Source organism: Acidobacteriota bacterium, from assembly GCA_018001935.1.
Lineage (GTDB): Bacteria > Acidobacteriota > JAAYUB01 > JAAYUB01 > JAAYUB01 > JAGNHB01.
Map to the genome: position 1 here is coordinate 1 of JAGNHB010000045.1, position 24,152 is coordinate 24,152.

The window sequence follows — 24,152 nt, forward strand, 5'->3', positions numbered from 1 at the left end:
CCGGTCGGATTTCTCCGACGAGGAGGAGTAGCCGGTTTCACGGAGGGACGGCAGGGGCGACTTCCCGGAATCGGAAGTCGGTGTGGCCGGATGAGGCCAGGGTGGGTGCACGCCGGCTGAAGCCGGCACCACCGTGGAAAGACGGCGCTCCGGCGGCCTGCGCGCCTTGCTCGTGGAGTTGGGTCGAAAGCGGCGCTCCGGAAGCCTGCGCGCCGCACTCCGCAGGGCGAGGGAGTGCGGCGCGCGCCCGGGATGCTAGTCGAACAGGCTGATCACCCACGAGACGGCCTGGAAGACCACGCTCTGGGACTGCTCGTGCATGACCTTCATCGTCTTGGTCCGGTCGTCGGCGGAGCCGTCGTCGGTCAGGATGGTGGCGATCTTGTAGCTGTCCTCGTTCTGCATCTTCGCGGCGGCCGCCCCGGAGCCCTCGGCGGCCCAGGTGTAGCCCCAGAAGGACGCCTTGCCGAAGTCCACCAGGCCCTTGGCGATGGCGAGGCCCGTCCCCACCTTCCCCGCGAAGTCGCCGATCTTCCCCAGGGCGTTGCCCAGCTTGCCCAGCCCGTTCTGCAGGTTCTGGAAGTTCTGCATGAACTTCATCCCGTTGAGGGCGTTCACCAGGTTCTGCCCGGCGGCGGCGGCGCCCTCGACGGCCCCCGCGAGGTCGTCCAGGGAGCCCAGGAGGTCCTGCGCCAGGGCGATGGCGTCGTCCATCCCCTCCACGTTGCCGGCGTTCTGCATCTGCTGGACCAGTTTCCGGATGGCCTCGCGGGCGTCGTTGATGCTGTCCAGGAGGTCCTTCGCGTCGGCGACGTTGGCGGCGCCGGACTTGTCGTAGAGGTCCTTGATCTTGCCGTACATGGACTTGAGCCTGTCCACGACGCTCAGCCCCAGGGGGTCGGCGTTGGACACCGGGTTGCCGTCGGCGTACTGGTACGGGTTGAGCCGTACCGGGTTGAGCACGTCGGGCCACGCCGGGTCGCGGGAGAGGAAGGCCCCGGTCACCGCGTCGTAATAGCGGACCCGCATCTGGTAGAGCTTTCCGGCGGCCCCCTCCTGCCGCACCCCCAATTGCCCCACCCAGGTGAAAGGCTGGGTGCTGCTCCCCGTGTGGGCCAGCAGCCGCCCCCGGGGGTCGTAGGCGTAGGCGTCGGTCACGGCGCCGGCGCCGTCCGTCAGGGCGAGGGTCGATCCGAGATGGTCGAAGTGGTAGAACGTCGCCGCGTGGGTGGCCGCGTCCACCGAGTAGAGGAGACGGCCCAGGGGGCTCCACACGTAGTAGCGCCGGAAGGCCCCCGCGTCGCCGTCCCGCTCGGCGGCCAGGGGGCGGAAGGGGACGGCGTGGTTGTAGTAGCAGCGGGTGACGGTCGCCCCTTCCGTCCGCCGGACGAGGTCGTTCACGCCGTTGTACACCAGGGCGGCGCTCCCGGTGGTGGTCAGGCGCCCGGCCCCGTCCCAGGCGCAGGCGTCCCCCGGGGCGGCAGTCCGGCGGCCCTGGGCGTCGTAGGCGTACCCCGCCCCGCTGACCTGGGCGGCGTTGTCGTAGGTGAAGGCGTCCTCCTCGCCGGCGGCGAAGGCATCGGCGGGGTCCAGGGGGGCTTGCCCGGTCACGCGGGTGACGTCGCCGCGGGCGTCCCGCTGGATGGCGAGATCGACGAAGGCGCCGTGGACGATGCGTTTCACCCGGTTCGCGGCGTCCCAGGTGTACGTGGACCCGACGCCGTTGGAGCGCTGGACGGCCACCAGGCGGCGGTCGTCGTCGTAGGTGAAGTTGGCCCAGGCGCCCGAGAGGTTGTCCTCCACCCGGGTGAGCAGGCTGCGCGCGTCGTAGGTGTAGGTGACGGTCATGGGGCCGCCGTAACCCACGGTCTTCAGGCGCCGCCCGTCGTCGAAGGTGGCGCCGAAATTGAGCCCGCCGTCCCAGCTCTCCGTCACGTCGCCCCGGGCGTCGTAGACCAGTTGCAGCCCGTTGGCGGTGAGCAGGCGCCCGGCGTCGTCCCAGGTGAAGTCGAGGGTCGGCCCGCCGGTGAAGGCGGAGCGGGTGACCCGGCCGGCGGCGTCGTAGGTGAAGTCGGCCGTCCCCGCGTCGGGGCGGGTGACCCGGGTGACGCGCCCCCGGGGGTCGTAGCTGAAGGACCACTGGCGCCCCAGGGGGTCGGTGTGGGAGGTGCGCCGGCCCATGGCGCTGTAGCCGAAGTCCCAGAAACGGCCCCCCGGGTCCGTGATCCGAGTCAGGCGGCCCAGGGCGTTGCGCGCGTAGGTCGCCGAGACGACCCCGGCCGCCGAGGCGCCGGACAGCCGCCCGCCGGCGTCGTAGGTGAAGACCGTGAACTTCCCGTTCTCGTCGCAGACGGTGAGGGGCTGTCCCATGACGTTCCAGGTGTAGCGGACGGATTTCCCCAGCGGGTCGGTGTCGACGGTGGTCCGGCCGAGGGCGTCCAGCTGGAAGTTCCGGCTGAACCCCAGGGGGGTGGTGAAGGAGGTCGGGACCCCCTCGGCGTCGTAGCCGGTGGTCCAGGCCTTGCCGCCCGGGTCCGTCACCGTGGTGAGGCGGTCGCGGGTGTCGTAACCGTAGGCCGTGACGCCGCCGTTCCGGTCCACGGACGTGGCCAGGCGGTTGCGCGCGTCGTAGGTGTAGGTCTCGGTTCGGCCGAGCGGGTCGGTTTCGGCGGTGACGCGGTCCATGAGGTCCTGGGTCCAGGTGGAGGCCTGGCCGAGGGGGTTGGTGAGGGTGTCCAGGTTCCCGTTGGCATCCCAGGAGAAGGTCGTGGTCTTGCCCCGCTCGTCGGTGACGCCGGTCGGGCGGCCGACGTTGTCGTAGGTGTAGTGGACCGTGTCCCCGCCGGGGCGGGTGACCGAGACCACCCGCTTGAGGTTGTCGTAGCCGTAGGCGGTGACGCCGGTGTCGGCGTCGGCCCGGGTGGCCAGGGTGGCGTCCGGGTTGTAGGTGAAGGTGGTGACGCCCCCGGCCGGGTTGGTGGCGGTGAGGGGCTGGCCCCGCTCGTTGCGGGTGTACGACCAGGTCCCGCCCGAGCGGCCGGTGAAGGTCACCAGGTTCCCGTGGGCGTCGCGGGTGTAGGCCTCGTGGGTGCCGTCGTCGTAGTCGATGCGGGTGAGGTCGTGGCAGGTGAAGGTGACGGACTCCTTGGTGGCGGGGTTGGTGAAGCTCTGGTCCCGGGCGGTGTAGGTGAGGCTGGTGGTCTGGCCCAGGGCGTTGGTGAAGGAGGCGAGCTTGCCGCTCGCGGCGTGGTAGGCGGTGGCGGTGACGTTGCCCAGGCGGTCGGTGAGGCTCCCCACCTGCTCGTTTTCCGTGGCGGTGGCGGTGAAGGTGCTCCCGCCGGCGTCGGTGACGCTCTTGGGCGGGCCGTTGTTGGCGTGGTGCGCGTAGGTGGTGGCGGACCCGCCGGGGCCGGTGGAGACGACCTGGTTCTGGCTGGACGAGTAGGCGAAGGTGGTGGTGTTCCCGTAGGCGTCGGCCTGGGACGTCACTCTCCCGTAGGTGGAACCGTTCAAGTTCTGGCTCCCGATCGTCTGGGAGTAGGGCGTGTTGCCGAGCGGTTTTTCGACGGCGACCACGCTGCCCGTCGCCGTCCCGCTGTAGTGGAAGGTGGTGACGCCGCCGGCGGGGTCGGTCACCGAACGGAGGACCCGCTGGTTGTTGTAGTCGGCGGCGTTCTGTTCATAGGTAAACGTCACGGCGCGACCCGCCTGGTCGGTGATGCCCTGGATGTCGTCCTGGTCATTGTAGGTGAAGGCAAGGGTCCGCCCCAGGCCGTCGGTGATGGTGTCCGGGGTGTACATGTCGCTCGCGGAATAGGTGTAGGTGAGCCGGTTGCCCTTCCGGTCCATGACGTACCGCGGTCGGCTCACGCCGTAGTCGCTTCCGCTGAACGTGGTCATTTTCTCAAAGATGATCAGGCGCTCCCGGGCGGGGTCGAAGAGGTAGAACCAGCCGTGGTGGACGTCGGAACCGGTCTCCTTCAGAGCGTAGCGGATGGACGAGGCCTCGTCCAGGGACCAGGAAGAGCTTGCCGGGACCCAGGTGAACTGGGGCGTTTCCCCGTTGCGCAGGTACGTTTCGACGCAGGTCTTCCCCAGGTGAACCATGTATTCCAGGTAATAACTGGTGCTTCCGTGGAAGCGCGTGATGAGTTCGGAGGAACTCCACTGGTCCATCCGGTAGTAGAGGGAATACCCCAGGGGTATCGGTCCGCCCAGGTCGATCAACGGGAGGGAGAAGAAGTAGCATCCCGAGTTCATGGCGATGGGGTCGTTGTCCTCGAGACCCTTGCTCAGGTTGGTGGACGTTCCGGAGGCCGACTCCGGGGGGTCGGCCCACAGCCCGGCGTTGGACAGGCTGAGGGCCAGGGCCAGGGCCAGGGACCACCGGAGGCGCGAGGCGGCTTTCGTCCGTTCGTTCCGGCGGTCGAGGGGCGAATCCGTGATCTTCATGGCATCACCTCCTCACTGGCCCAGCACGAGGGCCGGGTAGGACCCCAGGCGGTCGGCGGCGGGGGAGAGGTAGAAGGCGTCGCCGGCCAGGGCGTGGTCCGTGTCGATGCGGACCCAGGCCACCTCCGCGGCGTGGGCGGGGAACCAGGCGGCCACCGTGCCGTCCGTCACGCCCCCGGCGGGGACCGTCCCCCCGAAGGTCCATTCCCCGCTTCCCGACGCGTCGTAGGCGGTGGCCGTGAACGCCGCGGCCGAGGCGCCCCGGTTTGTCAGGCGCAGGCGCGTGGCCCAGCCCTCCGACGCCTTGACGAGGGGGAAGGCCAGGTGGAGGCCCGCCGCGGCCGTCCCCGGCATCCCGTCGAAGACGTAGGGGCGCTGACCCCAGTACTCCGGCTTCGTCAGGTAGAGTTCAAAGCCCAGCATCGGTTGGGGCGAACGGGCCTGCAACGTGGCCGCCCCCGCCACCGGGACGCCCTCGAAGAGGTCCCAGAGGTTGCGGGTCACCTGCTCCAGGGGCTGCAGGTCCGCCGGCCAGGGGGTGTCCCGCAGGGTCGCGCCGGCGGCGTCGTAGAGGCGGAAGGCGACGGCAGCCGGGGCGGCGCCCAGGTTGGACAGGGTCACCCCCGTGTAGTAGTCGGCGGGGGAGGGGATTTCCGGGTACCAGAGGCAGTATTCCGGGACCCCCGGGACGGCCGGCTCCGGGATCTCCACGGAGAGCCCCGCGAGGCCGGGCACGGTGAAGGAGCCGAACAGCTCGAAGCCGGCCAGGGGCACGTCGGCCGTCACCTGCACGAAGCGCACCGCGGCGGGGTCCGCCGTGGGGAACACGCCGTTGACCAGCTGGACGTAACGCCCCAGGGCCGGGATGGTCACCGTGGCGCGGGCCAGTTCGGCCCCCGCCTCGCTGCGGGCGACGAGGGTCACCGTGGCGACGGCCGTCACCGGGTTGATGAGGGTGATCCCCGTGTAGAAGCCGCCCGCGTAGGCCACGTACGGGAAGACCAGGTCCGTTCCCGAGCGGGTGAAGAGGGGCATGGCCGCGAGGCTCTGGTTGTCCCGGGTGCCGAACTCCAGGGCCCCGGTGAGCGGGACGGTGGTCTCCAGCAGGACCCAGGGCATGGCCGCCAGGGTCTCCGGGGTGAAGAGGGCGCTCACGCTCCCCGCCCAGGCGCCGTGGGCGGGCAGGGGCGTCAGGTCCACCGTTTCCAGCGCCGCCCCGGCGTCGCTGCAGGCGGTGAGCTTCACGGGGGCCGGGTTGGCGGAGGGGTTCGCCAGGGCCACCCGGGTCCACCAGAGGTCCGTCTCCGCCACGTGGGCGCCGAAGAGTTCGTACACCGCCTTCCGCGACAGGAGGTTCCCCGCCGCGTCGTAGCGGTACTTGATCTTCTTCCCCTGGCCGTAGTCGGCCTGCACCAGCCGCCCGGCCCCGTCGTAGACGTAGGCGACGGACCCCGGCCGGGCCGGCAGGAAGGAAACCAGCAGGCCGGCCGCCAGCGCCGCCAGGGCGGCCGCCCGGAGCCGTCCCCGGAAGGCGCGGGGGCCAGCGCCCGGGCTGCGGGATGAAACGGATCTCTGGACCGTGTGTTCAAACGAATGACACATGACGCCCTCCGTGGTGATCGAAAAATGACTGGAGTGATTATACCACAAATCACGGTTGCGGCCTGCGATCCGTTCCGGGCGCCCGCGTCGCCGTCCCCCGGAACGCGGCGGCGAGGGGATCGAGTGCACCCCAACCCCGGATAAACCGGAAAGAAACCACGGATGAACACGGATCAACCGGCCGCTCCAGAGAAAAAAACAGGCAGTCTCAATCTCTCGCCAAGACGCAAAGGCGCCAAGCCTCGCAAAGCCGGAACCGGAAACGGGGGATTCCTTTGCAAGGCGTTGCATCTTGGCGTCTTTGCGAGATCAAAATCCGGACCGGCTGCCGCCACGGCGCCGGTCCGGGTCGGATGCCCCATCAGCGCCGCCCACCGGGTGGGTTGTGCCGGGGTCGCGCCGCTCCGGCGGCCTGCGCGGCGCGGGAAGAGAGCCGGTGGTCGGAGACCCGGCGCTCCGGGAGCGGAGCGCCCGTCCGGCGACCTTGCGTCCCCCGCGAGGGTGAGGCGGTCCCCCTCCGACGGCGCTCCGGCGGCCTGCGCGCCTTGCTCCTGGGGTTTGTCAAAAAGCGGCGCTCCGTCAGACCTCCGCGCCGCACTCCACAGGTCACCCCCATCGGTGCTCCGGCGGCCTCCGCGACGCACTCCCCAGGATGCGCTTTCCCCGCCCCGCGCGCCGCAGAGGTCCGCGCGACCGCAACGAAGGCCCTTGACATCGCGCGGTGCCCGGACTATGCTCAAGGCAAGTTCCTGGATCAGCGGCTTTGGGCGACACCCGAACCCATTCACCGGCTCTCGTAGAAACCCGCCGTTCACCGTCGTCCCTGGCCGCATCCCAGACGGCGAGGAGGGTGCCATGCGCGAATTGTCCGGACGGTTCGATCCGCGGGGGTATTTTCTGGCCGCCGGATTACTCGCCCTGTTCTGCGCTCCCTGGTGGGGCCGGGCCAGCGAGGTCGATTCCCCCACGCATGGCCTGAGGGTCGAGTTCTGGGCCGAAACCAGGTGGGTGGCGCCCGGCGCCAGGGGGTTTTACGCCCCGCAACCCCTGGTGAAGCACCTCAAGGTGACCAACACGAAGCCGGGGGGAAGCCGCGACTTGATGATCCAGGTCATGCGGGCCTCCCAGACGACGGAACGCTTCCTCAACGTCACCCCCCCGCAGACCTACGGGAGCGACACCGGCACCACGATCGGCTGGGCTTTCAGCCTCGGCCAGGACCAGAGCTGGGAAGCCACCTTCGAGGAAAAGCTCCTTCCGACGACGACGGTCGGCGATCAGATCTTCAACATCGCTTCCGTGTCGGGCACCGGCATCGACGGCGTGCTGCACTTCACCCCGGTCTCGTTTGTCCCCTTCAACCGCACCACCGCCGCCAACCCCGGCGCCCGGACCACCGACGACCCGGTCAACGCCGCCTGGGGCGAGATGGTCCACGGCCCGGTGACGGACATTGCCCTGCCCGGTCCGCTCCCCCTGGCCTTCCAGCGCTATTATGCCTCCGGGCTGTCCGCCGAAGGGGCGGTGCAGAGCGCCCTGGGCGCCAACTGGATGCACAACTTCGACCTGAGCCTGACGAAGCACTCGTCGAGCTACGTGACCATCGTCTACCTGGGCGGCAAACTCATCCCGTTCGTCAAAGCCATGGGGGTCCCCGGCTGGTCGCTCAACTTCCACCAGGAGCCGGTGCGTTACCAGTTCACCCAGGGGAACGGCTTTGCCGGCGACCTGTGGATGATGGACCCGGACCGGGAACGGGTGTTCCGCTTCGACAACGAGACCGGGCTGCTGCAGGAGGTCTACGACCGGCACGACAACCGGCTGACGATCACCCGCGGCGACGAAAACCGGGTTGTCCAGGTTTCCAGTTGGCTTTCGGGCTTCGGGACCCGCCGCACCCTGACGTTCACCTACACCGGCGGGAAGCTCACCCAGGTCTCCGACGGCACGCGGGCGACGACCTTCACCTACAACGCCGACGGCCACCTGCACAGCGCCGTGAATCCCCTGGGCCAGGCGGTCACCTACACCTACGCCGCCAACCCCGGCCAGAGCCCCCTGCTGAGCCAGTTGACCCAGCCCTTGGGGAACAGCCCCTTCGCCCAGACCTTCACCCCGATCGGGCAGGTCGCTGGCCAGCGGGACGCCTACGACCACCTCACCGAGTTCGACTACGACACGCCGCTGCCCCACCAGACCCGCGTCACCCGCCCGGACGCCAGCACCCTGGTCTTCACCCACCAGGACCAGCGGCTCGGCACGGCCGTGCAGGACCCGGGCGGAAACACCTTCACCGCCGGGTTCAACTCGCGGGAACAACGGGTGAGCCACCAGGACCGTCTGGGCGACACCACCGCGGTCACCCTCCACGAGCCGTCGGGAAAGATCGCCTCCTACACCGACGCCGAAGGCCGCACCACCACCTACCATTACACCGCCCGGCAGCAGGCCTTCGTCAACCCCGGCGACGCCGCCGATTACGCGGTCTTCACGTTCTACGACCTGGATTGCATCACCTACCCCGACGGCAGCCAGGCGTCCTTCACCCACGATACCCAGGGCAACGCGACCAGCTACACCAACGCCGCGGGGCATACCTGGGCCTGCACCTACAACGCCTGGGGGCAACCCTTAACCCTCACCAACCCCACCGGGGGCGTTTACACCTACCTCTACGACAGCAACGGCCAGCTCGCCTCGTCCCGCGACTCGGAAACCGGCGTCACCACCTACGGCCACGACGCCCTGGGCCGGCTGAACCTGATCACGAGGCCTGGGGGAAGCACGGTGAGTTTCACCCACGACCCCCTCGACCGCCCCCTGACCGTGACCAACGAACTGAACCGGACCACCGCCTTCACTTACGACGCCAACGGCAACCTGACCGGTGTGAGCAACCCTCTCGGCCAGACCACCTCGTTCCGGTACGACCTGATGGACCGCCTGGATCGTATCACCGACCCCCTGGGGCCGCTCTGCACTCTGGGCTATGACGCGCTGGGGCGCCCGGCCGCGATCACCAACAGTCAGGGTCACACCACCACCCTGACGTACGGGGCGACCGACCAGGTGACCGGTTTGACGAACCCGGCCGGCCAGACCCTGAGCTTCGGCTACGACCCCGAGGGTGTCCTCACCTCGGCCGCCACCCCCCTCGGTGCGACCGCGACCGGGCAAAGCAACAAGCTGGGGTGTCACACCGAATGGAACGACCCGGCCGGAAACACCGTGCACTACCAGTACGACCTCAACGACCGCCTGACGGTTTTCACCGATCGCCTCGGGAAAACGACCACCTTCGCCTACGGCCCCGCCGGCTGGCTGGAATCGGTGAACCAAACCGGCCTCGGGCAGGTCGACTGCCTCCGCAACCCCCTCGGGCAAGTGACCCAGGTCACCGACCTGCAGGGCCAGGACTGGGTTTACGGTTATTCGAGCGTCGGGCGGCCCCTCAGCAAAACGGACCCCCTGGGCCGCCAGCAGACCTACGCCTACGACAACCGCGGACGTCTCTCGCAGATCTCTCACCCGGGCGGTATGGGAAATACGGCCTACACCTACGACGTCGCCGGCGGCATCACCCGGGTCGACTATCCCGGGGGCCCGGTTTCAACCTACGCTTACGACGAAGCGGGCCGGCTCGTCGGCGCCGGGGACCTCGTGTTTTCCTACGACGCCGCGGGCAACGTCACCCAATGCCAGGAAGGGGGTGCATCATTCCAGGCGGCCTACCAGAACGGCTTGCTCCTCAGCGTGACTTACCCTGGCGGAGCCGATGTGACCTACGTCTACGACTCCTGCAGCCGCCTGGCCCAGGTCATGGACTCCCGCACCAACAGCTGGATTGATTTCACCTACGACGACGACAGCCGGTTGACCCAATGCCACCGGTCCAACGGCGTCTTCACACACTACGATTATGATGGTGCGGGCAACCTCGTCCGCATCCAGGACGGGACGATCGCCGACCAGCGTTACACTCTCGATGCCGGGGGCAACCCCACGGCGACGTTCTGTGACGTGCCCCTGGAACCGGACCCCCCCTGCTCCCAATTCATCCTGGATCATGACAACGCGTCGCAGATCAACAACCCCGGTTTCGTCTACGATGCCCTCGGCCGCCAGACAGCCGCCCCGGGGCGAAGCTGCCAGTACAACGGGGCGTCGCAACTGACCCGGGTCACCGCGGACGCGATCACCGCGGACTTCACCTACAACGGCCTCCACGACCTGCGCACCCGCACCCGGATGGGGGAGCAAACCACGTATTTCCATCACTACGCCCTGGGACGGGCGCCCATCGTGGCGGAGAGAACCGCGGCCGGATACAAACGGCTGTACGTCTACACTCCCGGCGGCGCCCTGCTCTATTCCATCGACCCGGAAACCAACGGCCTGCGTTTCTACCATTATGACCGCTATGGCTCCACCCTCTTCCTGACCGACGGCGCCGGCGCCGTGACCGAGGCCTATGCCTACGACCCCTTCGGGAACCCCCTGGGCCACAGCGGGGAGGAGAGCGGCCAACCTTTCACCTACCTGGGCCAGTGGGGGGTGAGATGCGAACCGGTCGGGGGGCTGTACGAACTGGAAGGGGGGTACTACGACCCGCAAACAGCGAGTTTTCTCCAGCCGAAGCCCGGTGCCGGAAGCCTCGCCGACCCGGCGAGCCTGAACCCTTACCTCTTCGCCCATCAGAACCCCCTGGCGAAGGCGCCGGGGTCCAACCGCCGGATCATGGCGGGACAGATCGTGATGGAGGGCGGCCGCCTGGGCGTAGTGGTCGAGGACACCGGCGAAGGGCTGATCTGTGAGGGGATCGGGGCCGGCCAGGTCGGGCAGGTGGTCTCGAATGGTCAAGGGAGCTTCGGCGTGGTGGTCGAGGACATCGGCGAAGGGCTGATCTGCGAGGGGATCGGAGCCGGCCAGGTCGGGCAGATCACGACGGACGACCAGGGCCACTGCGGGAGAGTGGTCGAGGACATCGGCGAAGGCCTGATCGTCGAGGGCCTGGCCGCTAAAACGCCCTCCATGTCCAGGCGCCTGTCGGTCATCAAGGAGCTGCTGCCGCCGATCGGGATGGACCCAGGGTTTGTGCGGGCCCCGTCCCAGATTCCCTACTCCCCCTGGCGGCCGCCGGAGGAACCCGCCCCGCCGGCGTCCGGGTCCGTCGCCCGGCGCCCCGCCCTAGATCCCGGGGGAAACGACGATGCCGCGAAACTGGAAGTCGCCGCCCGCTACGTCGGCGCCTCGAGCGCCGTGCGGCTGGCCACCTTCAAGCCGAGCGCCGCCACCATCGCCTACAGTTTTTACAAGTACGGCGGCAAGGGCGCCCTCACCCAACTGGCTGGAAAGAGCAACCTGGCGACCGCCGCGGTCCTCTCGTACATCGAGGTCGGCATCCAGGCGTACACCTACCTGACCGAGGGAAGCGGGGCCGCCGCCAAGGAAGCGGGGTTGATCTATTCGGCCGTGTCCTGGCTGGTCGGGGACTACTTCGACTAGGAACCTGGAACAACCGTCATTTCCCGAGAATCGCATCGTTTGATCGTACCGCAGGTCACGGGTGCGGCCTGCGGTCCGTTGCACCCGTTCCCGGGTGGCCGGGAGGCTGTCTCTTCGCACAGGGTCGGACGGTGTCGGCGCCCGAACCGGGTTGGGGCTTCGAGGGCCCGGACCCTCCCCGAGGGGGAAGGGGCGTCCCGGCCGGGGGCCAGGCGCGGGCGCCGGCCGCGAACGTGCAAAGTGCCGTTCGTTTTTTCGAGATCAAAATCCGGACCGGCTGCCGCCACGGCGCCGGTCCGGGTCGGATGCCCCATCAGCGCCGCCCACCGGGTGGGTTGTGCCGGGGTCGCGCCGCTCCGGCGGCCTGCGCGGCGCGGGAAGAGAGCCGGTGGTCGGAGACCCGGCGCTCCGGGAGTGGAGCGCCCGTCCGGCGACCTTGCGTCCCCCGCGAGGGTGAGGCGGTCCCCCTCCGACGGCGCTCCGGCGGCCTGCGCGCCTTGCTCCTGGGGTTTGTCAAAAAGCGGCGCTCCGTCAGACCTTCGCGCCGCACTCCCCAGGTCACCCCCATCGGTGCTCCGGCGGCCTCCGCGACGCACTCCCCAGGATGCGCTTCCCCCGCCCCGCGCGCCCCTGCCCCAGGATGCGGCTTTCCCGCCTCGCGCGCGGCGAAAAAAGGCCCCGCGTCTTGCGAACCTTCCCCGGGGAGGGGCGTAATAGCTCCCTTGACGCAAGTTCTTTGCCGGTTGTGGCGGGTTCGGGAAATGTCGGGAAACGGTGAAGGGAAAGATCGTTTCCCTTCTGCCGGAGACATCGCGGAGGGCGGGGGCGCTTTTCGAGGCCCTCGATGACGATGACGAGAATGAATCGCCGCCGCCCCGCGGTGCATCACAAGGTTGGCGTCAACGTTGTCGATGCCCGTTTTCGGCAAGTTCAACAAAATGACTTTAAATCCATGGAGGTTACCATGAAACGCATTCTGACCGTGAGCCTGTTCAGCCTGACCCTGGCGTTCGCCGGGATCGCGCTGGCCGAGAACCCCCCGTGTACCCAGAAGAAATCCGACACCGCGTGTGCCGCCAAGTGCGCCACCGCCGACAAGGGCGCCGCCTGCTGCACCAAGGACAAGTCCTGCGGCGCCAAGTGCACCGCGGCCGGCAAGGACGCCAAGAGCTGCTGCACCGCGGACAAGTCCTGCGGCGCCAAGTGCACCGCGGCCGGCAAGGACGCCAAGGGCTGCTGCACCGCGGACAAGTCCTGCGGCGCCAAGTGCACCGCGGCCGGCAAGGACGCCAAGGGCTGCTGCACCGCGGACAAGTCCTGCGGAACCAAGTGCACCGCGGCCGCCGGGAAAGCCAAGGCCTGCTGCACCCCCGAAGGCAAGTGCACCGGCAAGTGTGCCGGGAGCGACGGCAAGTGCACGAACCTCAAGGACGGCAAGTGCGCCTGCCCGTGCTGCGCCCCCAAGACCGACGCCGGCCGGGTCTGACCCCGACCCGGTGCACCCAAGGCCGACCGACCCCGCGTCGACCGGTCTTCCCCGACCCTGAGGCGGCGCCCGGCGCCGCCTTTTTCTTTGATTCGGGCGAAGCTTGTGCTAGATTGCCTCGTCCGAGACCATCGACCGGGAGCAGGCCCATGATTGCCATCGTTCACGTGCCGGGGCGGAGCGGGAGCGGGAAAACCACCCTGATCACCGCCCTGGTCTCCGAGTTCCACCGGCGGGGATACCGGGCGGGTGTCCTCAAGCACTGCGGACACGGCTTCGACGCCGGGCCGGCCGGGAAGGACGGAGACCTCTTCGCCGGGGCCGGTGCCCGGGCCGTCGCCCTGGCGGCGGAAGGGCGGGTGTCCCTCACCCTGGAGGGGCAGGACCCCCGCGACGTCGAGGGCCTGGTCCATTTTCGCCTGCCGGCGGACCTGGACCTGGTTTTTGTCGAGGGGTACAAGGACCTGACCCGCTTCCCGCGGCTCCTGACCGACCCCGCGACACCCGGCGTGCACCGGCTGGTGATGCCCGGGGACCCTCGTCCCGACGACCTGGCCGCGCCGGGGGACCCGGTCCGCCGCGAGGCTTGGGGGGCTTCGGCGGTGGCGGACCTCCTGGAGCGGGAGGTGGTCCGTCCCGCCCGCGCCCGAGCCGACCTCGCCCTGCGGGTCAACGGGCGGGAGGTCCCCCTGAAGGGTTTTGTCCAGGACCTCCTGGCCAACGTGGTCCGGGGGTTGGTGAACTCCCTGAAGTTCTGCGACGCCCCTCGAACGGTGGAACTGGTGCTGTCGGAAGGGGAAACGCTTCCGCCCCGGGCCGGGGAGCCCGCCGGGGCAGGGGAGGGGAAGCCTTGAAACAGGCCGTGGTCGCCAACCGGGCGGTCCGCAAGGTCCGGAACCACTACCTCTGGGTTTTCGCCGACGAGCTGCACCGGCGCCCCGAGCGCGCCTACCCCGGCGAGATCGTCCGCGTCCTGGCGGAGGACGGCGACCCCCTGGGCGTGGCCTTCTACCATCCGTCCGCCCGGGTGGCCCTCCGCATGCTCAGCTCCGAAACCCGTCTCCCGGACGGCGATTTCTGGCGGGGGCGCCTCCGGCAGGCCGTCGAACGCCGACGCCCGCTCCTCGAGGCCACGGATGCCCTCCGGCTGGTCTACGCGGAAGGCGACCGCCTGCCGGGCCTGGTGGTGGACGCCTTCGCCGGCCACCTGGTGATCCAGGTCCGCAACGCCGGGGTGGAAGGGATCAAGCCCCTCGTCGTCTCCCTGCTGCGCGAGCTGCTCGACCCGCCGTCCATCCTGGAGCGGAGCGACGTGGCCGCCCGGGACGAGGAGGGGCTCCCCCGGTGCTCCGGGCCGCTGCACGGGACGGTCCCCGAGCGGGTGGAGGTGCGGGAGAACGGCCTGCGCTTCCGGGTCGACCTGCAGCGGGGGCAGAAAACGGGATACTACACCGACCAGCGGGACGCCCGCCGGTACTTCGGCGGGTTGGTCCGGCCCGGCGACCGGGTCCTGGACGCCTTCTGCTACACGGGCGGGTTCGGCGTTCACGCCGCCGTCGCCGGCGGGCGGGTGGCCGCCGTGGACAAGGACCCGTCGGCCCTGGACCTGGCGAGGCAGAACGCCGCCCTCAACGGCTGCTCCGACGCCTTCGAGACCGTGGAGGCGGACGTCTTCCCGTGGCTGGTGGAGCGGGCCGCCGCCGGGGACCGTTTCGACCTCGTCGGCCTGGACCCGCCGGCCCTCATCAAGCACAAGAACCAGCAGGGGAAGGGGCGCGGCCTCCTCATCGACCTGCTCCGCCCCTCCCTGGCGCTGCTCCGGCCCGGCGGGCGCCTCCACCTGTCCACCTGCGCCTACCACTTCCACGGGGGACTGATCCACGAGGCCCTCCGCATGGCGGCCGCCGACGCGGGGCGGCGGCTGCTGGTCACGGGGGAGACGCGCCAGTCGGCGGACCACCCCTGGTGCCTGCAGATGCCGGAAACGCTCTATCTCCGGGGGATCACCGTCCAGGCGGACTGAGCCCCCGACCGAGGAGGAAGCATGAACTGCCCCAACACCGCGACGAACGAGAAGCAGTGCAACTGCACCTACCCGGGGTGCCCCCGGCACGGCGTCTGTTGCGAGTGCCTGGCCTACCACCGGGCGATGAACCAGCTCCCCGCCTGCTGCTTCACCCGGGAGGAGGAGAAGACCTGGGACCGCTCCGTCGCGTTTTTCGTCCGCAACCGCGCCCGGGCGTGAGCGGCAGCGGGGGATCAAACGCAGCCTTGGGGGGTGCGGGGAAGGCGGGATGTTCCCGGCCTGAACTCACGGGGCCGGAAGACCGCACCCGGAGATGCCGGCCCGCAACTCGACGCGAAGCGTTCGTCTTGCCCCTTTGGGTGTTTTTCTGCGCATTCCGCGGTTCCAATCCTTCCGTGGTTGATCCGTTTCCGTTTTATCCGTGTCCAACCGTGGTCTGCTTCCGGTTTGTTCGGGTTGGGGTCTTCGGGTGAGCCTGCCCTATGGGGGGATGTTATTTCTGATTCGCGTTCATTCGCGTGATTCGCGGGTAAAATAGGACTTTTTGCGAGGCCATCACTTTTGCTTTTTCCCGCCGCCGGAGATCATCCGGAGGAAGTTGTAAAAACCCGTGACGATCCCGAAGAGGACGAAGCCGATCTCCCAGCGCGGGGAAACCCAGCCGTTGTGGTTGAGCCACTTGTAGATCAGCCAGGACACCAGGATGCACGACGGGATCATGGTGCCGGCCGTCATCAAGTCGAGGGTTTCCTTGGAGAACCGGTTCCGTTTCATGCTTTCGCCCCTCCGGGTCCCGGGCGGGGACATTGTACACCCGAAGCCCGCCGCCGTTCTTTTTTTTCGACGGGCTTGATGCGCCCGTCCGGCCTGTGGTAAAAGGGGGCGTTTCGAGAGAGGTCGAGGATGTCCCGTTTCACGTCATTCCTGCTGAAGTTCACCAAGGTTTTCATCCTGATCACGCTGCCGTTCGTGCTCATGTTCGTCGGGGCCCTGGTGACCATGCTCATCGCCATCCGCGGGACGGACGTGACGGTCCCGAGCGTCGTCGGGTCCGACAAGACCCGCGCGCTCCAGTCCCTGGAGAAGGCCAAGCTCCGGGGGGAGATCACCGAGAGCCGCTTCAGCCAGGACGTCCCCCTGGGGCATGTGATGAGCCAGTCCCCCCCGGCGGGGTCCGCCGCCAAGGCCGACAGCCGGGTCCGGTTGACCCTCAGCGAAGGGCGGCGGCGGGTGGCGGTCCCCATGGTGACGGGGTTTTCCCTTTCCCAGGCCCAGGGCATGCTGCAGCAGGCCGGGCTCAAGGCCGGGTACGTGACCTGCATCCACCTGGCGGAAACCCCGCGGGAGGAAGTGCTGGACCAGAACCCCCCGCCCGGCAACCAGAGCCCCGATTCCCTGAGCGTCAACCTCCTGGTCAACATCCCCGAGGAAGTGCGGCCCACCTTCATCATGCCGGACCTCACCGGGCTCGACGCGGACACCGTGCGGTCCTTCCTGGAGCGGCAGCGCTTCTCCGTCAACCCCGTCGAGAGCGGGGCGTCGCTTTTCGCCGCCTCCTCGGGCCGGGTCGTCTCCCAGTCGCCGGCGCCGGGGGCCGCCCTCACCCGGAGCACGGTGATCACCCTTCGCGCCGAGTGAGGACACCGATGAATACCGCCCCCGACAGACCCCCGCGCCCGGACCTCCGAAAACGCCGCCTGGCGCCTTCCCTCCTCTCCGCCGACTTCTCGCGGCTCGCGGAAACCCTGGTGTTTCTCGAGGCGAACGGAGTCGAGATGGTGCACCTGGACGTCATGGACGGGCATTTCGTCCCGAACCTGAGCTTCGGGCCGCCGGTGATCCGCTCCATCCGGGCGGCCACCCGGCTGATCCTCGACGTCCACCTCATGATCGAGGAGCCCGAGCGCTGGGTCGGGGCCTACGCCGCCGCCGGGGCCGACATGGTCAGCCTGCACGTCGAGGCGGCCCGCCACCTGCACCGGGGGGTCCAGGCCGTCCGGGACGCCGGCCTCCCCGCCGGGGTCGTGCTCAACCCGGCGACCCCCCTCTGCGCGCTGGACGAGATCCTCCCCGGGGTGGATTTCGTCCTCCTGATGAGCGTCAACCCCGGTTTCGGGGGCCAGGCCTTCATCCCCTCCGCCATGGGGAAGGTCCGGGCCCTGCGGGAGAAAATCCGGGCCGCGGGGCTCGAGACCGCCATCGAGGTGGACGGCGGCGTGTGCCCGGACAACATCGGCGACCTGGCCGCCGCCGGGGTCGACATCGCGGTGGCCGGTTCCGCGGTGTTTCATGCCCCGGACCCCAAAGAAACGCTCGCCGTCATGACCCGTTCCATGTTACAATGACCGCTATTTTGCGGAGCGACGGAGGATTGCTTTGCGTAAATCCTTTTATTTGAATATCTTTATTCTTGCTGTTCTGGCGTTCGCCCAGTGGGGGTGCCGGGACGGAAAGCGGGCGTCCCTCCAGGACAGCGCGGCGCTGCCGGACAAGACCCTCTTCGAGAACGGGGTCGACTACCTGGACCGGAACCAGTTCATCAAGGCCCGCTTGTCCTTCCAGACCCTGATCAACGCCTACGACGAGTCGCCGTACCTCGAGCGGGCGAAGTACTACATCGCCTACTCCTTCATGCGGGAGGGCGGGGTAGACAACCTTCTCCAGTCCGAGCAGGCCTACCGCGACTTCCGGCTGTTCTTCCCGACCTCCGAGCTGGCGGACGACGCCCAGGCGTACATCGTCGAGATCAACATGAAGATGATGCACGCCCCCAACCGCGACCTGAAGTACACCCAGCGCGCGGAGGGGGAGATCAACCGCTTCCTCGTGGACTTCCCCAACTCCAGCCTGCGGGAGGAGATCGAGTTGCGGCGCCTGTTCGTGCACGACGTCCTGGCCACGAGCCTGCTCATGAAGGGGCAGTTCTACCACAAGCGCAAGCAGTACAAGGCGGCCGTGGCCCGTCTCCGGGACAGCGTCTCCAGGTACCGGAACTTCGGCCGGCGGGACGAGGCCCTGTTCCTCCTGGCCGACGCCCTGGACCACGTGAAGAACTTCGACGAGAGCGCCACCTACTACGCCCAGATCGCCCTGGGGTACCCCTTCAGCGAGTACTTCTCCAAGTCCCGCGACCGCCTCAAGTCGCTGGAAAAGCCCATCCCCGACGTGGACGCCAAGCTGGCGGAGGAGAACCGGAAAACGTACTACAAGTCGGATTCCATCTTCACCAGCCCGTTCAAGTCGATTTTCGGCACCATCGGCATCGGCGACGAGGACCCGATGTGGGCGGCCATGGCCAAGCGGCGCACCGAGATCGAGAAGGAGCGCATCAAGGCGGATGCCGGCAAGCCGACGGATGGCGGGTCCGAAAAAAAGAAAAAATCCGACAAGAACAAGAGCAATTCCTGAGCATTCGGGTTCGATTCCCTGAATAACATTGAATTTCGCGAAGCTCTGAAAAATCTGCTTGTGTAACCCCTCTATTTATGGTGTAATGGAAACATCTTGCGGCGCCCCTTGCGCGAGGAGGCATCCATGGGTCACAAGCTGCTGCTCGCTGACGACAGCATCACCATCCAGAAGGTGGTCAGCCTGACGTTCGCGGAGGAGGACTTCGAGGTCATCTGCGTCGGGAACGGCGAGATCGCCGTCGAGAAGATCCGGGAACAGCAACCGGACATCGTTCTGGCCGATATCTTCATGCCGCGGAAAACCGGCTACGAAGTGTGTGCCTTCGTCAAGACCAGCGAACGGTTCCGTCACATCCCCGTGATCCTGCTGGTGGGGACCTTCGAGCCCTTCGACAAGGCCGAGGCGGCGAGCGTGGGGGCGGACGGTTTCCTGACGAAGCCCTTCGAGCCCACGGTGCTGATCCGGATGGTCCGCCAGATGCTGGAGAAGACCAAGGCCGACCGGATGGCGGCAAACCTCGAGCGGACGGTCGTCTCCAGTTCCATCACCGGCCAGGTCCCCCTGCCCCGCGTCCAGAGCAAACGCCCGGCGGAGGACAACAAGACGGTGCAGATCCCCCGCGAGAGCCTGCTGGAGATGCCGGAACTCAAGGTCCGCTCCGTCGTCAAGAGCGACCTGGAGGAGACCCTCCTGGCGTCCGACGTCAAGCCGGCGATCCCGGACCTCAAGCCGGACGAAATCCTGCTCCCCGTCGGGGATGAAGTCCTGCTGGCTCCCGAGGAAATCGTGTTGCCGCAGGCGGAATCCCCCCGGCCCCCGGCCGTTCCCGAAACGGCCCCGCTCCCCCCGGAGCCTCTCCGGGAGGTCCCCGAGACCGCGCCCTTCGCCCCGGAGCCCGTGGCGCAGACCCCGGCCCCCGCGCAGCTGATCACGCCCTCCACGCAGGTGACCGATCTCTTCGCCTACCCCGATCCCATGGTGTCTGTCCGCCGGCCCATCGTGGAGCCCCCGACGGCGCCGCTGCCCACGGTCCAGGAGGAGCGGGAGGAGCCCCTCGTCCCGGAGCCGCAACCCGAAATACCCGCCCCGGCCCAGTTAGTGCCGTCCGTTCCGGAACCGCCGGCTGAAAAGCCCGCCCCGGTTCCGCCCGTGTCGGAAACCAGCATGCGGATCTCCCTCTCCCCGAAGGACACGGGGGAGTCCCTCCTGGAATTCGACACCATCGTCAGCCGCATCACCCTGCCCTCTGAGGAAGACATCCTCGGCGTTTTCGACCTCATCGGCATCGAGAAGATCATCGCGCAGCGGAAAAGCCTCGAGGCGGCCCTTCGCGAGGAGATGACGCCCCCGGAGCCCCCCCGGGTGGCGGCCCGGGTCGAGGCGGCGTTCGCGGAGGAGGTGGAGGAACCGCGGCACGAGGTCGCCGTCGAAACCGTCCAGGCCCCCGAGCCGGTCCTCGAGGCCGAGCCCGAAGTGAAGGCCGCCCCCCTGCCGGCGGCTGCGGCGCAAACCGAGGCCGTCCTGGACGAGACCCTGGTGACCCGGATCGCCCGGATGGTGGTGGAGAAGCTCTCCGAAAAGATCATCCACGAAATTGCCTGGGAGGTGGTCCCGGAACTGGCGGAACTGGTGATCCGTCAGGAAGTGGAACGGATGAAAAGGGAAGGGAAGCTCTGACCCCGGGACGGGAGGCGCGGGGAGACTGCCGCTCCCTGGATCCCGGCGGTGCGTCGTCGCGGTTGAATGCGGTGTGTATGCGCGGGGGGCGTCCGAACGGGGACGTCACCAGTCGGCTTCGTCCCCGCTGATTCTCCCCCACTTCTTGGACGACTTGCCGTCGCCCTCCCACTCTTCGTACCCCTCGTCTTCTTCCCAGCCTTCCTCGTCGTCGGCCGGCCCGTCCTCGTCCCACTCGTCGTCGTCCTTCCACTCGTCGTAGTCGTCGTCCTCGTCGTCGTCCCAGTCCTCGGGGTCCTCGTCGTCGTCGTCCCACTCCTCCTCGTCGTCGTCGTCCCACTCCTCCTCGTCTTCGTCGTCGTCGTCCCACTCCTCCGCGCCGTCCTCGGTCCACTCGGCGTCGTCGTAGTCCTCTCCGTCTTCCCAGTGGTTGTCTGCCGGCAGTTCCTCGAATTCGGGTTCGTTGACCTCGTCGTCGGGGGCGTCGAGGTCGTCGGGCCGTTCACCGGGCCTGCGAGGCTGGAGGGACAGGGGCCGCCCCGCCTCCAGGCCAAAGCTATCGTGATTCACCATTTCGTTTTCCATGCCTCACCTGCATCATCGAAGTCGCCTCATTTTGACCAATCCCGATCAAATGTCAACAGGTTTTTTTCCCCGGGACCGGGGCCGAGCCGGCATGGAAAAAAGTGTTGACAAGGCGGCCGGGATCGTGTTAAAAACCCTTCGCTGAGCGGGACTAACTCAGCGGTAGAGTGCAACCTTGCCAAGGTTGAAGTCGCGAGTTCGAATCTCGTGTCCCGCTCCAGTTTTTTGACCGAAACCGAGCCCGGGAGGGCTCGTTTTTTTCGAGGCTTTGCCCGGGCGGCGTACCCAAGTGGCAAGGGAGAGGTCTGCAAAACCTCCATTCAGCGGTTCGACTCCGCTCGCCGCCTCCATCTTCTTCCCCGCACTCGACCCGGCGTGTCCCGCCGGGTTTTTCATTTTTATTTGATTTGTGCCCCCCTCTCCTCCATTCCCCGAAGGGGAAAGGCGTTTCAGCCCGGGGCAAGCCGCGGACGACGGCGGACCCAAGCCGGACCGTGACGCCGTGATGGGCGTCCGTGGCGCCGCCCCGGGGACCCGGCGACGCCTCACAAGGACAAACCCGCCCCGAAGGCGGCGGGAGGAAAGCGTTGCACTCGATTCTTGCCCGTTTTGGAAAAAACCTTCGTGCGCCCTTGTGCTTCCTCTTCCGGACGACGCACGGCCCCCGCAGGGCCGCGCCGCTCCGGCGGCCTGCGCGGCGCGGTCAAAGCGGCGCTCCGGCAGCCTTCGCGCCGCACTCCACAGGGAAGGGCGGCGATCGAGGGTTGCGGGCTGCCGTCGCCAGGGGGGCCGCCGATCCCGGTTGGGACCGCGGCAGCGACGGCGATGCGATTGCGATAGGGATTGCGATTGCGATTGCGATTGCGATTGCGACTGCGATTGCGACTGCGATACCGATACCGATACCGATACCGACCCCGATGGGAATACCTCCGGACCTACAGCCTTCAGCCTACAGCCTACAGCCTATCCCCTCGGCCTACTCCCTCACGAACCGGAACGACCGGCGGTAGGAGAGCGTGATGTCCTCCCGGGCGTGGCGGACGAGGACCTGGTGGGTCTTGGAGCGTTTCAGGGACTCGTCGGGGACGAAACTGACCAGATACTGGTTGCGGACCAGGTCGGCGACGCCCTTGCCGGCGTCGACCGGGTTGGCCCCTTCGCCGGCGGTCACGCGGGCGCCGCCCGATTCCAGACTGAGGCGCTTGACCATGGCCCCGCGGCGGAACAGGCTGCGTTCCCCGAAGCCGGAGCCCTCGGCGTAGAGGGTGTAGACGGGGACCCCGAAGTACTGGATGTGGTTGAGGGTGACCTTCGAGAGGTTCTCGTCCCCGTCGGAGACGAGCAGGATGGCCTTGCGGGGGGTCTGGGCCCGGGCGAGCTCGTACAGGGCCCGGTCCAGGGCGATGGCGGTCTTGTTGGGGGGGAACCCCCGGTTGAAGGGCGAGTAGCTCCGCGTCTCGCCGGGTGTGCCCACCCATTTGGTCTTGGCGTCCCGGAACATGACGGGGTCGAGGTTGTAGATGGCCCCCATGAGCGCGGACCGGTCGGACGTCGCCGGGACGATCACCTCCCACTCCAGGCCGTAGGTGGCCATGAAGAGGGAGTCCTTCCGGTCGGTCCGGTGGAAGAACCCTTCGAGGAAGCTCCGGATCCACGGGACCTGGCGGCCCACGGCGACGGAGCTGCGGTCGATGAGGACCCCGACGGTGGCGGGGGCGTCCTGGTCGTCGAGGAAGAGGAAATCCCGCACCTCCTTCCCATCGACGAACAGCTTGAAATCAGCCTGCCGCAGCCCCCGGACCACCTCTCCGTCGGCGCCGGTCACGGTGACGGGGACCACGACGCGTTCGGCCTCCGCCCGGATGGGCGGGGAGGGCGACGGCGGGCTCGCCGGCGTGGCGTCCGGGAGCGGTCGTCCGGCGAAGACGGGGAGGCACAGCAGCGAGACGAGCCCGAGCAGCCGGAGCGGTCCGTTGGACGCAAGCCGAGGTGAGTGTTTCATTTATCGGTTTCGAAACGGTACCCGCACGTGTTTTCGGTGATCTGGTCACGGCGGGTGCGGGGGTATTTCCGGCAGTTGGGCGGGCGGAGGCGGTAGATCCCGCAGTGGGACTTGCCGTCGGCGCCGGTTTTCAGGAACGGGCAGGTGACGGGGAGTTTGCAGCAGGCCCCGCACTGGACGCACTTTCCCGTCCGCTGGGGCGAGACGGGCAGCCAGCAGGTTGCGAGGCGGTGAAATTTCGCCCCCCACGTGTTTCGGTTTTTCTTCGGGGTCGTTCGGGTCGTTTTCGTCATCGATCGCTCCCTCTCCGCGGAACAAGGGCGCATTAAACCACGATCCCCGGTGCGATTCAACGGGAAAATCCGTCGCGCCGACGGGGCCCGCCTCTTTGGGCGTTTTAGAATTTGCTTGACATCGAATGGTTAAAAGGGAAAGAATTTATTCGATCATGTTCCGGCGCGAGGTGAGACGATGAGACTCCTGACCCGGTCCGATTTCGACGGCTTGGTATGTGGGGTGCTGCTGGCGGAAGCCGGGGTGATCGACAGCTACCACTTCGTCCACCCCAAGGACGTCCAGGACGGCCTGGTCCAGGTCACCGCCAACGACGTCCTGACCAACGTTCCCTTCATCCCGGGCTGCGGGCTCTGGTTCGACCACCACTCCAGCGAGATGGAACGTCTCAAGCTCATGAAAGAGCACCACTTCAGGGGCACGAGCGCCCCGTCGCCCAGTTGCGCGCGCCTGGTCTACAACTACTTCGGGGGCCGGGAGCGTTTCCGCAAATTCGACGAGTCCGGCCTCATGGACGCCGTGGACCGGAGCGACAGCGGCCAGGTCACCATGGAAGAGGTCATGAACCCCCGGGGGTGGATGCTGGTCTCCTTCATCATGGACGCCCGGACGGGCCTCGATCGCTACAGCGATTACCGGATCACCATCCAGGAACTCATGAAGGACATGATCCGCTACTGCCGGACCCTGCCCGTCGACCAGGTCCTGAAGGTCCCCGACGTGCAGGAACGCGTCACCCGTTACTTCGAGCAGGAGAAGGCCTACGAGGAGATGATCCGCTCCTGTGCCGCGGCTCTCGGGAACGTCCTGCTGATCGACCTCCACGACGTGAAGGAGATCGTCTCGGGGAACCGTTTCAAGGAGTACGTCCTCTTCCCCGGCCAGAACGTCTCCCTGCGCGTCCTGTGGGGCCGGGGGCGCCTCCGGATGGTCTTCTCCTGCGGCCACAGCATTTTCAACCGCACCTGCCGGACGGACGTCGGTTCGCTCCTTCTCAAGTACGGGGGCGGAGGCCACAAGATGGTGGGGACCTGCCAGGTGCCCGCCGAACGGTGGGAGACGGTGCGGGACGAGCTGATCGGCGCCCTGCGCGAGTGAGCCCCCGGGTG

16 protein-coding genes and 2 tRNA genes are annotated in these 24,152 nt (G+C 67.9%); 12 read left to right on the forward strand and 6 right to left on the reverse strand.

From position 1 onward, the window contains the following. Positions 1-255: 255 nt before the first annotated feature. Positions 256-4,452, reverse strand: a complete 4,197-nt coding sequence (locus KA419_15255; protein ID MBP7867294.1) for an RHS repeat protein — start codon at positions 4,450-4,452, stop codon at positions 256-258. 12 nt (positions 4,453-4,464) lie between these two features. Then, the gene (locus KA419_15260; protein MBP7867295.1) at positions 4,465-6,054 is read right to left on the reverse strand and encodes an RHS repeat protein; all 1,590 of its coding nucleotides are present in this window, start codon (positions 6,052-6,054) and stop codon (positions 4,465-4,467) included. Between the two features lie 855 nt (positions 6,055-6,909). Here KA419_15260 and KA419_15265 point away from each other — a divergent pair. From KA419_15265 to KA419_15285, 5 genes are all read left to right on the forward strand, one after another. After that, a complete protein-coding gene (locus KA419_15265) occupies positions 6,910-11,559 on the forward strand; it encodes an RHS repeat protein (GenBank protein MBP7867296.1) in 4,650 nt (1,549 codons plus the stop codon). A 964-nt stretch (positions 11,560-12,523) separates the two neighbouring features. Then, positions 12,524-13,045 carry a hypothetical protein gene (locus KA419_15270; protein ID MBP7867297.1) on the forward strand — a complete coding sequence of 174 codons (522 nt, stop codon included), beginning with the start codon at positions 12,524-12,526 and terminating at the stop codon, positions 13,043-13,045. A 149-nt stretch (positions 13,046-13,194) separates the two neighbouring features. Beyond that, the gene (locus tag KA419_15275) at positions 13,195-13,899 is read left to right on the forward strand and encodes a molybdopterin-guanine dinucleotide biosynthesis protein MobB (GenBank protein MBP7867298.1); all 705 of its coding nucleotides are present in this window, start codon (positions 13,195-13,197) and stop codon (positions 13,897-13,899) included. Further along, a complete protein-coding gene (locus KA419_15280; GenBank protein ID MBP7867299.1) occupies positions 13,896-15,068 on the forward strand; it encodes a class I SAM-dependent rRNA methyltransferase in 1,173 nt (390 codons plus the stop codon). Before KA419_15275 ends, KA419_15280 begins: the two co-directional genes overlap by 4 nt. A gap of 21 nt (positions 15,069-15,089) precedes the next feature. After that, the gene (locus KA419_15285) at positions 15,090-15,290 is read left to right on the forward strand and encodes a hypothetical protein (protein MBP7867300.1); all 201 of its coding nucleotides are present in this window, start codon (positions 15,090-15,092) and stop codon (positions 15,288-15,290) included. Positions 15,291-15,626: 336 nt separating this feature from the next. Here the strand turns inward: KA419_15285 and KA419_15290 are convergent, their stop codons facing one another. Further along, positions 15,627-15,845: an AtpZ/AtpI family protein gene (locus KA419_15290; protein ID MBP7867301.1), complete on the reverse strand. Its 219-nt coding sequence runs from the start codon at positions 15,843-15,845 to the stop codon at positions 15,627-15,629. A gap of 129 nt (positions 15,846-15,974) precedes the next feature. Between KA419_15290 and KA419_15295 the strand changes: the two genes are divergently transcribed. From KA419_15295 to KA419_15310, 4 genes are all read left to right on the forward strand, one after another. Further along, positions 15,975-16,709, forward strand: coding sequence for a PASTA domain-containing protein (locus KA419_15295; GenBank protein MBP7867302.1), 735 nt, complete (start codon positions 15,975-15,977; stop codon positions 16,707-16,709). An 8-nt stretch (positions 16,710-16,717) separates the two neighbouring features. Then, positions 16,718-17,416, forward strand: a complete 699-nt coding sequence (gene rpe, locus KA419_15300; protein ID MBP7867303.1) for a ribulose-phosphate 3-epimerase — start codon at positions 16,718-16,720, stop codon at positions 17,414-17,416. A 31-nt stretch (positions 17,417-17,447) separates the two neighbouring features. After that, positions 17,448-18,479, forward strand: a complete 1,032-nt coding sequence (gene bamD, locus KA419_15305) for an outer membrane protein assembly factor BamD (GenBank protein MBP7867304.1) — start codon at positions 17,448-17,450, stop codon at positions 18,477-18,479. Between the two features lie 126 nt (positions 18,480-18,605). Continuing rightward, positions 18,606-20,159: a response regulator gene (locus tag KA419_15310; GenBank protein MBP7867305.1), complete on the forward strand. Its 1,554-nt coding sequence runs from the start codon at positions 18,606-18,608 to the stop codon at positions 20,157-20,159. Between the two features lie 105 nt (positions 20,160-20,264). Here the strand turns inward: KA419_15310 and KA419_15315 are convergent, their stop codons facing one another. After that, the gene (locus KA419_15315; GenBank protein ID MBP7867306.1) at positions 20,265-20,732 is read right to left on the reverse strand and encodes a hypothetical protein; all 468 of its coding nucleotides are present in this window, start codon (positions 20,730-20,732) and stop codon (positions 20,265-20,267) included. A 157-nt stretch (positions 20,733-20,889) separates the two neighbouring features. Here KA419_15315 and KA419_15320 point away from each other — a divergent pair. Together KA419_15320 and KA419_15325 are read left to right on the forward strand one after the other, a co-directional pair. After that, positions 20,890-20,964: transfer RNA gene (locus tag KA419_15320), tRNA-Gly, on the forward strand. A gap of 55 nt (positions 20,965-21,019) precedes the next feature. Further along, positions 21,020-21,094 (forward strand) — tRNA-Cys (locus KA419_15325). A gap of 629 nt (positions 21,095-21,723) precedes the next feature. On the opposite strand, the gene KA419_15330 is transcribed toward KA419_15325, so the two are convergent. Further along, entirely contained in the window at positions 21,724-22,749 is a 1,026-nt protein-coding gene (locus tag KA419_15330) for a hypothetical protein (protein MBP7867307.1), read from the reverse strand. Beyond that, entirely contained in the window at positions 22,746-23,042 is a 297-nt protein-coding gene (locus tag KA419_15335; protein MBP7867308.1) for a hypothetical protein, read from the reverse strand. The genes KA419_15330 and KA419_15335 overlap by 4 nt, the downstream gene beginning before the upstream one ends. Before the next feature lie 178 nt (positions 23,043-23,220). Here KA419_15335 and KA419_15340 point away from each other — a divergent pair, with 178 nt between their 5' ends. Continuing rightward, positions 23,221-24,141, forward strand: a complete 921-nt coding sequence (locus KA419_15340; protein MBP7867309.1) for an exopolyphosphatase — start codon at positions 23,221-23,223, stop codon at positions 24,139-24,141. Positions 24,142-24,152 lie beyond the last annotated feature (11 nt).

Coding starts and splice junctions, on each gene's coding strand:
- KA419_15330 (MBP7867307.1), bottom strand. CDS start 22,749: ATGAAACACTCACCTCGGCTTGCGTCCAACGGACCGCTCCGGCTGCTC.
- KA419_15290 (MBP7867301.1), bottom strand. CDS start 15,845: ATGAAACGGAACCGGTTCTCCAAGGAAACCCTCGACTTGATGACGGCC.
- KA419_15285 (MBP7867300.1), top strand. CDS start 15,090: ATGAACTGCCCCAACACCGCGACGAACGAGAAGCAGTGCAACTGCACC.
- KA419_15295 (MBP7867302.1), top strand. CDS start 15,975: ATGTCCCGTTTCACGTCATTCCTGCTGAAGTTCACCAAGGTTTTCATC.
- KA419_15335 (MBP7867308.1), bottom strand. CDS start 23,042: ATGACGAAAACGACCCGAACGACCCCGAAGAAAAACCGAAACACGTGG.
- KA419_15265 (MBP7867296.1), top strand. CDS start 6,910: ATGCGCGAATTGTCCGGACGGTTCGATCCGCGGGGGTATTTTCTGGCC.
- KA419_15340 (MBP7867309.1), top strand. CDS start 23,221: ATGAGACTCCTGACCCGGTCCGATTTCGACGGCTTGGTATGTGGGGTG.
- KA419_15270 (MBP7867297.1), top strand. CDS start 12,524: ATGAAACGCATTCTGACCGTGAGCCTGTTCAGCCTGACCCTGGCGTTC.
- KA419_15315 (MBP7867306.1), bottom strand. CDS start 20,732: ATGGTGAATCACGATAGCTTTGGCCTGGAGGCGGGGCGGCCCCTGTCC.
- KA419_15255 (MBP7867294.1), bottom strand. CDS start 4,452: ATGAAGATCACGGATTCGCCCCTCGACCGCCGGAACGAACGGACGAAA.
- KA419_15275 (MBP7867298.1), top strand. CDS start 13,195: ATGATTGCCATCGTTCACGTGCCGGGGCGGAGCGGGAGCGGGAAAACC.
- rpe (MBP7867303.1), top strand. CDS start 16,718: ATGAATACCGCCCCCGACAGACCCCCGCGCCCGGACCTCCGAAAACGC.
- KA419_15310 (MBP7867305.1), top strand. CDS start 18,606: ATGGGTCACAAGCTGCTGCTCGCTGACGACAGCATCACCATCCAGAAG.
- KA419_15260 (MBP7867295.1), bottom strand. CDS start 6,054: ATGTGTCATTCGTTTGAACACACGGTCCAGAGATCCGTTTCATCCCGC.